Source organism: Pseudoalteromonas phenolica (assembly GCF_005876835.1).
Taxonomy (GTDB): domain Bacteria; phylum Pseudomonadota; class Gammaproteobacteria; order Enterobacterales; family Alteromonadaceae; genus Pseudoalteromonas; species Pseudoalteromonas phenolica_B.
In genome coordinates, this window is record NZ_PPSW01000047.1 from 51939 (window position 1) to 65082 (window position 13144).

The window sequence follows — 13144 nt, forward strand, 5'->3', positions numbered from 1 at the left end:
AGATAACTTGCTCAGTTACAGTGAGGTCGTTAGACTAACAGCGATTTTGATTATGCAGGATAATGTTGTGGAATTAACAACTTGGCTAAGCTTAGCCACTATTTGCGCAATTGGCGCTATGTCACCGGGTCCGAGTTTGGCTGTTGTCTTACGTCATTCTCTTTATAACAGTGCAGGGCACGGTATTGCTGCAAGCGTTGCACACGGTGTTGGGGTTGGTATTTATGCTGCATTATCAATAGCAGGTTTAGCAAGTTTAATTACCCATTTTCCTATCGTATTCCAAACGCTGGTTTACGCAGGCGCCGCGTACTTAGCCTACATGGGTTATAAAATCTTGACCAGTAAGTCTTCTGGTCTAGATGTTGCTAAAGCAAATGCAACGAGTTACAAACAAGCCGCGCAAGATGGCTTTGCCATTGCTTTCTTAAACCCTAAGCTTGCTATCTTTTTTATCGCCTTGTTTTCACAATTTATACAACCTGAAGCCATGACCTTGACTGTAGCCATATTAATGTGCGGCACTGTATTGGCTATTGATACCTTATGGTACTTCTTTGTGTCGATTGCCAGTGCAAAAGCAAGAGAGAAGTTTGATTTAACAAAGAAGCAAGCTGTAATTGATAAGTTATTAGGCACTGCATTTTTATTACTTGCAGCAAGAGTGTTGTATCAGCAGTTAATTGCATAAGAGATAACAGCCGAACACTTGTTATCATTGTTCGGCTATTGCGCTCAATTGGAAGTACTCTGTTTAATCAGGGTAAGCTTCCATAATTTGTTGTACTTCATCTATATTTTGAATAAATAACTCTACTAATTTAGGGTCAAAATGTTCACCTTTTTCTTCTTCGAGAAGTTGTAATACTTTATCTAATGGCCAAGCTTCTTTATAACAACGAGAATGAGATAACGCATCAAACACATCGACAAGTGCAACTATTCGACCATATATGTGAATATCTTCACCCTTTAAACCATTGGGGTAACCTTTACCATTATATTTTTCATGATGTTCTCCAGCGACGATAGCTGCAGCTTTTAAGGTAGGGCGTTTTGAGCGAGCAAAAATTTCATATCCAATGTTTACATGGGTTTTCATTATCTCAAATTCTTCTTCAGTGAGCTTGCCTGGCTTTAAAAGAACAGAATCAGGAATAGCCACTTTACCTACATCATGCATGGGTGAGGCCATAAACAACTCTTGTGCTTTTTCTTCTGGCTCACCAGCCCACAAAGCCAATGCTCGAGATAGATGCGCAACACGCTTAACATGGTTTGCCGCTTCTTTTGAGCGACTTTCAACTACTTCGCCCAACGTATCGATAATTTCTGATTGTGTTTCGAATATTTCTTTATCAAGCTCAAGATTATCAAAAGCAACAGAGATGTTATTTGAGAACAGTTCAAGAAGTTTTCGATCCAAATCGTCGATTTGATTGATCCCTTCTAAATAAATAAGGTTTTCACCTGCATTCATTGTTTTGAAGTAACCGACAAAACAGTCGTTTTCAATTACACATTTCTGACTTAAACAAGCATTTTCTATCATAGCGTTAATGTTTTCAGGCAGATTTACTTTGTCGCCAGATAATGGGCAGTAATCACCAGTACCGGCTAAAAATTGTAATCCATCTTCAGTTTTTCTAACTGCGAAGTTGTTGCTATTTTCAGTTCTTTTTTCGTCTGCGTGAAGGAGTGATGCAATTTGGACGAGTAAGCCGCTGGCAAACTCTTGTAATGAGCGGATCCTAAATAAGCTAGCAGTAGAGTCAATAACACGCTCTAGACCTTCGCGGTGATTTTCGAGTTTTTTTCTGGCAAGCTCTATGTCTAAGATGTCTCTGTAGCCTCTTAAGCCGGTGTAGACAACGGTAAATAATTTGTCACTACTCAAACTCGTTTTATCTTTATAATCATTGATATCATAGTTAGTAATAACGGTTCTTTCAGGTGCTTGGCCTGGTTGGCCTGTACGTAAAATGATCCTAATAAAGTGATTATTTAATTCTTGTCTAATGTACTGAGCCACTTGAAGTCCTGCATCATCTGTTTCCATGACGACATCTAACAGTACTAAAGCAATATCATTACGCTCATTAAGCACTTTTCTAGCTTCTTCACCGCTGTAAGCACTTATAAACTCAACGCCTTTATCATCAAATTCAAACCGACTTAACGTTAGTTTTGTAACTGCATGAACATCAGGCTCATCATCAACAATTAAAATCTTCCATGAAGGCTTTGATTCATCCTTTGATTTTGAAGACTTTTTAAATAACCCCATAATCAATCACCTTCTTTAAAGCTTCGTATATCGATTGGCACTTTAATCGTAAATTGAGTACCTTTACCCAGCTCACTATGTACTGTAATGTTGCCTGACATTTTCTGTGTAATAATGTTAAAGATAATATTCATACCTAAACCAGACCCGCCATTTGCGCGGTTTGTAGTATAGAAGGGGTCGAAAATTTTCTTCTGACTTTCTTGTGTCATACCTTTACCATCATCCGTGAATGAAAAGATAAGCTCTTCACCTTCAGTATAGAACTTAAGTAAAACTTGACCAGTTGAATCATGGTCATATGCATGTATTAAGGTATTTTGAATTAAGTTTGTGAAAACCTGAGCCCAAGATCCTGGGTAATTATTGATGATTAAAACTTCTGAGTCGCAGTTAATCTCAAAGTTAACTTTGCTTTGTTTTAGTTTATTATTGAGGCTGGTCATAGTGTCTTTAAGGTATTGAATAATATCAAATTGCCTAACTTCCTCCGCAGACTGGTCAACGGCAACCAGCTTAAAGCTTTTCACTAAATCAGCAGCCCTTTGCAGACTGTTGTGAATAGTACAAGACAGCTCTTTGCTTTCTTGTATGAATCTGACAAAGTCATCTTCTTCTAATTCGCCAGCTTCAAATAGCTTTGCAACTTCATCTACGGTAGATTGAAAATGAGAAATGCCTGTTAAAGATAACCCAACAGGGGTATTTATCTCATGTGCCACACCTGCAACTAAGCTACCTAGAGAGGCCATTTTTTCTGCTTCAATTAGTTGAGATTGAGCATGCTTGAGTTCTTGTAGTGAGTTAGCAAGTGCTTGTTCTGACTTTTGTCTAGTTTCTATCTCACAAAGTAATCTATCTTGTTGTTCATTCAACTGTGTAACGGTTTGCTGAAGCTCTTCAGTACGCTCATCGACTATTGATTCCAAGTTTTTATTTATTTTATCTAATTTATCGAACGCTTCAGCTGTTTTGTTGATCATTGTATTAAGTGCGCTTTGTAAAACTCCTAATTCGTCATTGGGGTTTTTAGCCACGGTAATAAGAGATTTCTGTAATTCATTTGGATTAATTTGACTTGCGCTTGAGGCTAATCGGCTAAGTGGTTTCGTCAGTAATTTTCTGAAAATGAGGAAAATTAAGAAAAAAATTGCTGCAGTTTTAATCGCAGCATTAAAGATAAGAAGGTAAATACTTGGCTTAATGCTATTTATTATGAAGTCTTCATTGGCGAATAGCTTCACATCTCCGATATGGGAAGTATTGTTGTAATCGCTATAAAGTGCAAACGAATGAAAAGTAAGCGCTTCATTGTTGTTATTAAATAAAGTACCTGCTTTAACAACTTGCTCATTGTTATCTGCTTTGACTTCAATGCCTGCGATTTGTGGAAGACTGATAATGCTATTAGCCGTAATTTCAACTTGTTCAAAATCTAAATTCCATAAGTCAGGAGCCAATATTTTGCTAAAGGTTTTTTCAGAAGCGAGAAGCACTTCTTCAACTTGTGCTTTCGCTTTTAAGTATTCCACACTGATGTGAATAACCGTAACAAGCAAGGTTATTAGCAAATATATTGATAAAACATAACTTAATAACTTAATTGATATTGAGTTTTTTATTTTATGGAAGTCCATAAATCTCTAATCAAATTGCGTACATAATCCAAAATTAGTCTACCTTTCTAAGAATAGGCAAGTTTTAAACTAAACTTGTTACATGCTTATATTTGATGCTACTCGGCAATGTTTTGAGATAAGGCTTTTTATATGAAAGTTTGTTTTTTGTTCGTTATTTTATTTTTCTTTATATCAAGTGCAGATGCAGAAACAATAAAAGTAAGAGCGAGCCAATCCAAGTTTGATAGCACTCATGACTACTATATTGGTCTAATTAAGCTAGCCTACAAAAAAATCAATAAACCAATATCAATTGAGTACGCACCATATATGGTGCAAGAAAGAGCATTATCAGAAATGCAAGCTGGAAGGCTTATTGACTTGTATTGGGCAGGATCTAATGTAGAAAGAGAAAGTAAGCTTGGTTTTGTGCCAATTCCTCTTGTGAAAGGTTTACTTGGTTATCGTGTATTTACAATAAACGAGAAGTTTAAAAATAAGTTTTCAGATATTAATTCACTCGAAGCTTTGAATGGTATCCCTTTATGTCAGGGGCAACATTGGCCAGACACAGATATTCTGCTTGCTTCTGGTCTTAATGTAGTCCCAAATATGGTTTATGAAAATATGTTTAGGCAGGTTTACTCCGGGCGTTGTAAAGCATTTCCTAGAGGCATTAACGAGGCTTATTCAGAAGTCGAAAGTCGCAAAGAAGTAATGCCTGAACTGATGGTCTTTGATGACTTAATATTACATTACCCTTTCCCAATGTATTTTTTTACACGTAAACAAAACGAAAAATTAATTAATAATTTGACCAAAGGGCTTATGTTAGCAATTGAGGACGGAAGCTTTAACGAGTATATGACCAAGCATCCAGCTACGCGTCATTTGTTTCCTTTATCAAAATGGAATAATAAGACGATAATTACTATCAATAACCCTTTCTTGTCGAACAAGAGCGATATAGGAAACACCAAACTCTGGGTTGATTTAAAGATAAAAAATTAGTCTCTTACTAATACTTAATTTCAATTTGAATCTCTTTTTTAAGCGCTTTGGTATAGGGGCGTTTCCTTAAATAAAGTCATCTAAATCTATATCGATTTCTTCACAGTCGTCACGATGTTTGGGGAGTGTAATATCTAGCCTTGTGAACAGATCCTTTTCACTTGAGATTTTGATAGTGCCATTCAAAGATTGAGAAACAATGATATAAACTATATGCATGCCAAGGCCTACCTTGCCATTTATTCTCCCTGTTGTGTAGAAAGGCTCAAAAACCTGTGAGATTTCTTCTTTGCTGATCCCTTTACCATTATCTTGAATGCTCAAATGAACTTGCTCACCGGACTCTTTGACACTAATGATTATTTGTTTATTGAGAGCGTCTTTAAGGCCATGTTCGATGGCATTTTCTATAATGTTACTTATCACTTGCGTAAGTAAATTGACATCAGTGTCTATTTCACATTGACCTCCATTAATAGAAAACTCAATATCTTTGTGTGATTCTTCAATTGGTAGATAAGCAAATTCAATTAGAGATAAGAGCTCAACTCCCTTTTGAGGACTGACATTCAATGAGCTATTTACTTGCTTAAAGGTTTCTATGAGGTTAACTACTTTGTTTAGGTTTTTATCGATCAATACTTCAGTATTCTGTGATGATTGAACGAACTCTATTAAATCGTCTTCATCAAGCTCTTCACTCTTAAAGAGGCTGTTTAAATTTTCAATAGCACTTTTATTGAGGCTATAACTTGAGATGATTATGCCTAACGGGGTGTTTATCTCATGGGCAACCCCTGTAATCATTCTACTGAGCGAGCCGACTTTTTCAGCCTCTACTAATTTACTTTGATTGACTGAGATGACTTCAGCCATTTCGTTAAAAGTTTTGGCTAAATCACCAAATTCGTCTTTAGACATGTCATTAATACGAATTTTTAAATCACCTTGCGCTAGTGCCATCGCTTTTTGTGAATAATTTTTTAAGGTTTCTTTAAGTTGCAAGTAAATACCATAAACAAAATAGACGATAAGAAGGTAGAGTAATAATGTGACAATGACTAAAGCTGCAAATTTAAGTTTTTGCTCTAAGCTGCGCTTGTCTAATTGAACGCCCACATACTTCAATATGTTAGTGTCAAATTCGCGCATTTTGTTTATTTCATTTGAGTAAAACTCTAAATATTCTTTCCAAGTTGGCAGTGTTTCAGGTTCATCTAAAATCTGCTCATAAGTATAATTAAGGAGCTTTTTGGCGCTATTTAACAGTCCTTTCATACCATCTTTAATATCACTATCTTCATTCAAATAAAGGGCGATATGGCTAGATGAATAATTATTGAGGGCAATATTGTCTTCAGTTTGAGCGGCTAATTTTTCAAGTGTGTGATAAGTGTAACTGTCGACACTTGGCATACTTAGAGCATAAGTTCCTGCAGCACGGAGAAACCCTATATTCTTATAAATTTTAGGTGCTTCGTTGACAAAGTTGTTGATGAGATAGAAATTGATAGGACTGTCATCATGAATGAGGGCGCTTTCAAAAGTAATGACTTTTGCAAGCAGTTGAAGTTCAAGTACAACTTTATCAAAATGCAGAAACTGTGACTCAATACCACCACGCATTATCGCTTGGCTCTCATTTAAAAGTTGCCACTCAGCTTTAACATTTTCAATCTGAGTTTGTATATTGCTACTTGCTGGTTGTTGATGAAAAAGGTTGTTCGATAACTGTTCGATTTGTGTGCTGATAAAGTGCTTTTCATCTGAAATGAATTTTATTAGTTCGCTATCTAAATTGACTTCTTGTAAAACTGCATGGTCTCGGAAGTCTTGTATTCTATAAATAGTGGATATGAGCATTTCGAGAGATTGAATGCCCTGTATTTCTTTTTGGGTTTTCTGTATTGAACCGTTGGTGTCAATTAACAGTACAACCAAGAGAAACAGTAAAGGGATAGAGAGCATGGCAATAATAGCCATAAACTTTTGAGCAAATGACATTTGCTTACTGACATTAATTGCAATATCAAAGAAGCGTTTGTTCAAAATTAAGTCATGTAAATTTATTCACTATAGCTAGAGCATAGGCTAGTTCTTCATAGTTACAATGCAGTTTTTATGGCGATTTAAGCTCTTTACTGATTTGAATAAGAGCCAATTAGTCAAACTGTGTTTCAATACATTCCACCAAGGCTCTTAACCCTTTTCCTTTATTCACAACTTTCCAGGCAATATTTAATGGTTGTGGTATTGAGTGCTCCGCCAAGGTTAATGTTTTTAATGTGCCTGATTCAATCTGACTACTTATCTGATCAACAGGCAAAAAGCCAACGCCGACTCCGGCCTCTATGGCGCAGATTTTCTGCTGTAAATTGCTTACGTATAAGTGTTTTGAACCTTCAATGATGTTTGACGACTTCGCAATAGCGTTGCGGCTTGAATCGTGAACAACTACGGTACGATATTTCAAAATATCAGATGATTCTATAGCTCGGTTTAATTTTTGAAGCGGGTGTTCTAGCGCGGCAACAAAGACGCTACGGTATTCGGCTAGGCTTTTTGCGCGGATACCTTGTTGCGCTGGAACGGGATCTGATGCACCGATCACCAAATCAACCTCATCTTCAATTAAGGCTTCCCACGTACCGTTCAGCACCTCTTCTTTAAAGTCGAGTTCGATGTTTTCGTGCTCAGCTAAAAATGTATGGCAGGCTTTGAAAACTTTGCGCTCATCGACAATGGTATCAATAGCGATACGTATTTTGGGCTCCCAACCGTGCGCGATTGTCTGTGTTTGCTCTGTCAATTTGCCAACAGCGAGTAAAACTCTGCGGCCTTCTTCAAGAAGGTGCAGGCCTGCCGGGGTTAGCACTGAGCGTCGACCTTGGCGCACAAATAAAGTTACACCCATTTGCTCTTCGAGCTTTTGCACAATATACGAAATTGCTGATGGAACTTTATTAAGTTGCTCAGCGGCACTGGCAAAGCTACCACGTTGGTCAATGGCATCGAGTACCAGTAAAGCTTCTAATGTTAAAGGAGAGTGCTGCATATCAGTTAAAAAAGCGTTCAAATTTATTGTTCAAATATTTTGAACTAACTTGTCAAATTCTGCCAGTTATTTGTTTACTAATGCTTACCTATAATGAACTCACTTCTTCAGAGAAACACTGAAAAAACACAATTAACTTAATTTAAGAGAGCAGCAAAATGAACACACCAACTTTACTAAACGTACTAAAAACTGACGAGCAACTATCAGCATTACCACTTCGCGTAGTCGCAGGTATTTTATTTATCGCCCACGGCGCACAAAAGTTATTTGCTTGGTTCGGTGGCTATGGTCTTGAAGGCACAGGTCAGTGGATGGAATCAATCGGTTTAGCACCGGGTTATTTAATGGCACTTATGGCGGGAAGCGCAGAGTTCTTCGGCGGGATCTTTTTATTAGTCGGCTTACTTACTAGACCAACCGCTGTCGCACTTGCTTTCACTATGCTGGTGGCCATTTTTGCAGTGCATTTTCAAAACGGCTTATTTATGTCGAATAACGGGTATGAATTTGCGTTGTCACTGTTTGCAATGAGCGTTGCATTGGTATTTCAAGGTGGTGGTAAGTTTTCGCTAGACCGTGTTTTAACTTCTAAGTTTACTGGTCAAAGCAACGTGCAGCTTCAAACTGCAAGCAACTAAAATTAAATATAAGTTAAAAAGTTTATAAAGCGCAAAAAATTAAAGTAAAGAAGTCATTGCTCATAGGTGATTTCTTTAAAGTCAAATATTTAAAGCATTGAGAGGATTAAATTATGGGTTTATTACAAAACGGCAAATGGGTTGATAAGTGGTATGACACCAAAGAAAGCAAAGGCGCATTTAAACGCCAAGACAGTAAATTTCGAAACACGATCAGCACAGACAGTGATAACCCTTATCAACCTGAAGCTGGCCGTTATCACCTTTATGTTTCTTTAGCGTGTCCTTGGGCACATCGAGCACTGATTTTTAGAGCGCTAAAAGGGCTTGAGTCTTTAATTGATGTCACCGTTGTGCAAGCACAAATGCTAGAAAATGGATGGGAGTTTGATGATAAAAAAGACCCACTTTATGGTTTTAAATATGCGTATGAGCTGTATTTAAAATCAGATCCAAGTTATGAAGGCCGCGTGACGGTGCCAATCCTTTGGGATAAAAAGACACAAACCATAGTCAACAATGAATCGGCGGAGATCATTCGTATTTTTAATACTGCGTTTAATGAACTCACTGGCAATACAGATGACTTCAGTCCAGAAGCTTTATTGCCTGAAATTGATCAGATGAACGCACGCATTTATGACACCATTAATAATGGCGTTTATAAAGCGGGCTTCGCGACAACACAAGAAGCGTATAACACAGCGTATGATGCACTGTTTGAAAGTATAGATTGGCTAGAAGATCATTTAAGCAAAAATCGTTATCTAGTTAGCAAGCAAATCACCGAAGCTGATTGGCGTTTGTTCACGACACTTATCCGTTTTGATGCCGTGTATTTTGGTCATTTCAAATGTAATCGTACTCAACTGAAAGACTTTGAAAATATTAGCAATTATGTTCGAGAGCTTTATCAAGTACCGGGCGTAAGTGACACGGTAGATATTGAATACACCAAAGAGCATTACTACGCGAGTCACAAGACCATTAATCCAACTGGGGTGATCCCGAATGGTCCAGAGCTAGATTTCAACGCACCGCATAACCGCGAAAGTTTATGAAGTAATATGTGCTACCAAACAACGGTAGCACCGACTTTATGTCGGGTAAAAAACTTCATCAAGAAGACGCGAAATGAATTCGCTGCTACCGGGGGTTTAGTTCGGTAGCACCGACTTTATGTCGGGTAAAAAACTTCATCAAGAAGACGCGAAATGAATTCGCTGCTACAGGGGGTTTAGTTCGGTAGCACCGACTTTATGTCGGGTAAAACCTCACAAACAAGACGCGAAATAAATTCGCTGCTACCGGGGTTTTAGTTCGGTAGCACCGACTTTACGTCGGGTAAACCCTCACAAACAAAACGCGAAATAAATTCGCTGCTACCGGGGTTTTAGTTCGGTAGCACCGACTTTACGTCGGGTAAACCCTCACAAACAAAACGTGAAATAAATTCTCTGCTACCAGGGTTTTAGTTCGGTAGCACCGACTTTACGTCGGGTAAAAAACCTCACAAACAAGACGCGAAATGAATTCGCTGCTACCGGGTGTTTAGCTCGGTAGCACCGACTTTACGTGGGGTAAAAGAGTGAACAGAAAAAATAAAAGTTAATGGCTAAACTTTTAGATTGTTTTTACTAAAAGGACTTTCTTAATGTTTTCAGCCATAAATCTTCGAAAAGGCAGAGTATCAATCTCTGGAAGGTACTACGCAATCACTATAGCGACTCAAAATAGAAAAGAAATATTCACCCAACTGCACGTTAACCAGCTTTTAGGTCAAGAAATATATAAACTTGAAGATATACAATAATGCCAGATCATATTCATTTATTGATTAAACTGGGGTGCATTCTTGAATTGGGGCAAGTAATCAAATTTTTCAAAGGACGAACTGCGACTCTTTTAAGAAATACCGTAACAGGTAAGGTTTGGCAAAAAGGGTATTACGATACATGTATAAGGCGAGAAGAAGAGCTGTTAAATCAAGCTAGATATATTATTACTAACCCATTGAGAAAAGGCTTGTGCGAACATGTGTCAGAATATTCCTATTGGGATTGTATTTACTTAAATAACGCGAAATAAATTCGCTGCTACCAGGTGTTTAGCACGGTAGCACCGACTTTACGGCGGGTAAGCATTACTCACATAAAACGCGAAATAAATTCGCTGCTACCAGGTTTTTAGCACGGTAGCACCGACTTTACGGCGGGTAAGCATTACTCACATAAAACGCGAAATAAATTTGCTGCTACCGAGGGTTTAGCACGATAGCACCGACTTTATGTCGGGTAATCTTCTCAATTCCTTTCACAAAAAATTTGCTAAATGTAAATTTTAGGTTAATAGTTTGTTTGTCCGATTTGGGGACAACTAACTGAAAGGAATAATCATGAACTTAAAACACACCGCACTAGCAACCTTGTTATGCAGCTCCACTGCATTTGCCGCTATCCCTTACAAGAATGAGCAATACCAGTTCACTCAACCTAACGGTGAAGTGATCACCCTAATACTCAATGGTAATAGCTTTTACGCAGAGCAAAGAACGGCAGATGGTCGCCTCGTTGTTTTTGACAACGCATTAAAAGGCATGGCATATGCCAAATTAAATGACGAAGGGAGCAAGTTAATCTCAACTGGTGTTTTAGTGAGCGCTAAAAATCAGTTGGGCATTCAAAGTGCGAAGCTTCGCAAAGAACAAGCAGGGCTAAGCACCGAAGCCAAACAACGCTTAGTTGAAGCACAGCAACATCATATGTTAGGCGAGCATGACGCACATACTCACTCAGTGCGATCTCGTATGCAAACCACACAAGTAGATGCGCAAATAACAGGACAGGTGAAAGGCCTTACTATCATTATCGACTTTCCTGATGAGCGAGGCACCATTAGTAAGGCGCAAATTGAGCGCTTTTTAAATAACGACACTTATACTGAATTCGGCAATGCGCAGTCGGTGAGAGGCTATTTCAAATCGGTGTCGGGTGGCAAGCTTGATTACACCAATACAGTTACCCAGTACTACACGGCGAAAAAGAACAAAGCCTACTATGCCGATTCAAGCTTGAGCTCAACGGTTCGCTCACAAGAGTTGATCAAAGAAGCGCTAGATTGGCTTGAGTACCAACAAGGTTTTGACTTTTCGACACTGACTACCAACAGTAGTAAGCAAATTCGTGGTTTAAACATTTTCTATGCAGGTAACTCTGACAGCAGTTGGTCAAAAGGCTTATGGCCACACATGGCGCGTCTCAGTCCAAGATTTTGTGCCGACGGCGTCTGTACCGACCGCTACCAAATAACCGATATGCGCAGTAGTTTATCAATTGGCACCTTTGTGCATGAATCTGGTCACTTAATCACAAATTGGCCTGACTTATACGATTACGACGGCAGCTCAGAAGGCTCGGTCGCCAGTTTTGGTGTAATGGGTTATGGCGCAATAGGGCAAACAAACCGCTTTAAACCAACCCCACCAGTCGCGCATTTTCGAGCAATCGCAGGCTGGGACACCGTTACTGAATTAAACCCAGCAATCAATGCAGATGCACCAAAAGGCACGCTCAGTCATACTTCAGGTTCTAATGCGTCATATAAATGGACAAACCCAAGTAATCGTAATGAAGCGTTTTATATCGAAGCCATTTATAAAAGCGAGCAGAACTCAGAGCAGCCAGATCAAGGCCTAGCAATTTGGCACGTTGACAGCTCGGGCAGTAACTCAAATGAATGGAAACCCTATATTCAAATGGAACACGCTGATGGTAACCGTGACCCTGAATACAAACGCAACCGTGGCGATAGTTCAGACTTGTTTGATTATGCGGGAGAGTTTTCAAACACCTTGCCAAACGCACAAACTTCACGAGGCACTAATTCACTTTGGTGGAATGGCAGTGACTCGGGTTTAAATATTTCGAATATCAGCAGCCCAGCACAAACAATTAGCTTTACAGTTAACGACCAAATTATCGACCCGCCTAAAGGCACCATTTACACAGGCAACTTAACTGATAAACAACAGGCCATAGAGCCAAATGGCAGTTGGTTTCAGTATGGTGGCGGTTCAATTAGTGTAAAACTAACTGGCCCAAGCGCCGCTGATTTTGACTTGAAAATAGAGCGTTGGCAGGGCGGAAGATGGCAGCAAGTGGCTATTTCTGAAACGCCAACATCAACAGAGTCAATTAGCTATCAAGCGAGCTCAGGCTATTATCGATATATTGTCTATTCGTATTCTGGCGCCGGCGATTATCGTTTAGAAGAGGTTAGATAACCACAACCAGTGTCGGTGCTACTGACTTTACGTAGGGTTAAAATTTTCAAATAATACGCGAAATAAATTCGCAGCTACCGGAGATGTTTAACTCGGTACCACCGACTTTACGTCGGGTTAAAATTTTCAAAGAATAAGTGAAATAAATTCGCTGCTACTGGGGTTGTTTAGCTCGGTAGCACCGACTTTAAGACGGGTTATCGTTTTAAAAGAATACGCGAAATGAACTCGCTGCTACCGGGTGTTTAG

At 38.8% G+C, this 13144-nt stretch carries 10 protein-coding genes; 6 read left to right on the forward strand and 4 right to left on the reverse strand.

The features are described 5' to 3' along the window. Nucleotides 1-67 precede the first annotated feature (67 nt). Nucleotides 68-691: a LysE family translocator gene (locus C1E24_RS19865; protein WP_138484510.1), complete on the forward strand. Its 624-nt coding sequence runs from the start codon at nucleotides 68-70 to the stop codon at nucleotides 689-691. A 63-nt stretch (nucleotides 692-754) separates the two neighbouring features. Here the strand turns inward: C1E24_RS19865 and C1E24_RS19870 are convergent, their stop codons facing one another. Together C1E24_RS19870 and C1E24_RS19875 are read right to left on the reverse strand one after the other, a co-directional pair. Beyond that, nucleotides 755-2287, reverse strand: a complete 1533-nt coding sequence (locus C1E24_RS19870) for a DUF3369 domain-containing protein (RefSeq protein WP_138484511.1) — start codon at nucleotides 2285-2287, stop codon at nucleotides 755-757. Between the two features lie 2 nt (nucleotides 2288-2289). After that, on the reverse strand, nucleotides 2290-3819 hold the full coding sequence (locus C1E24_RS19875; protein WP_171040941.1) for a sensor histidine kinase: 1530 nt from the start codon (nucleotides 3817-3819) through the stop codon (nucleotides 2290-2292). Between the two features lie 237 nt (nucleotides 3820-4056). Here C1E24_RS19875 and C1E24_RS19880 point away from each other — a divergent pair, with 237 nt between their 5' ends. Next, a complete protein-coding gene (locus C1E24_RS19880) occupies nucleotides 4057-4917 on the forward strand; it encodes an amino acid ABC transporter substrate-binding protein (RefSeq protein WP_138484515.1) in 861 nt (286 codons plus the stop codon). A gap of 66 nt (nucleotides 4918-4983) precedes the next feature. On the opposite strand, the gene C1E24_RS19885 is transcribed toward C1E24_RS19880, so the two are convergent. Together C1E24_RS19885 and C1E24_RS19890 are read right to left on the reverse strand one after the other, a co-directional pair. Next, complete coding sequence (locus C1E24_RS19885; RefSeq protein WP_138484517.1) at nucleotides 4984-6966, reverse strand: sensor histidine kinase; 1983 nt, start codon at nucleotides 6964-6966, stop codon at nucleotides 4984-4986. A gap of 112 nt (nucleotides 6967-7078) precedes the next feature. Beyond that, on the reverse strand, nucleotides 7079-7972 hold the full coding sequence (locus C1E24_RS19890) for a LysR substrate-binding domain-containing protein (RefSeq protein WP_138484535.1): 894 nt from the start codon (nucleotides 7970-7972) through the stop codon (nucleotides 7079-7081). Nucleotides 7973-8130: 158 nt separating this feature from the next. Between C1E24_RS19890 and C1E24_RS19895 the strand changes: the two genes are divergently transcribed. The 4 genes from C1E24_RS19895 to C1E24_RS19910 all read left to right on the forward strand — a co-directional run bounded on the left by C1E24_RS19895 (nucleotide 8131) and on the right by C1E24_RS19910 (nucleotide 12895). Then, nucleotides 8131-8613: a DoxX family protein gene (locus C1E24_RS19895; RefSeq protein WP_138484519.1), complete on the forward strand. Its 483-nt coding sequence runs from the start codon at nucleotides 8131-8133 to the stop codon at nucleotides 8611-8613. Nucleotides 8614-8726: 113 nt separating this feature from the next. Further along, complete coding sequence (locus C1E24_RS19900) at nucleotides 8727-9674, forward strand: glutathione S-transferase family protein (RefSeq protein WP_138484521.1); 948 nt, start codon at nucleotides 8727-8729, stop codon at nucleotides 9672-9674. 751 nt (nucleotides 9675-10425) lie between these two features. After that, the gene (locus tag C1E24_RS19905) at nucleotides 10426-10701 is read left to right on the forward strand and encodes a transposase (protein ID WP_138484525.1); all 276 of its coding nucleotides are present in this window, start codon (nucleotides 10426-10428) and stop codon (nucleotides 10699-10701) included. 307 nt (nucleotides 10702-11008) lie between these two features. Continuing rightward, nucleotides 11009-12895 carry a M6 family metalloprotease domain-containing protein gene (locus tag C1E24_RS19910; protein WP_138484528.1) on the forward strand — a complete coding sequence of 629 codons (1887 nt, stop codon included), beginning with the start codon at nucleotides 11009-11011 and terminating at the stop codon, nucleotides 12893-12895. The last annotated feature ends 249 nt before the right edge of the window (nucleotides 12896-13144 follow it).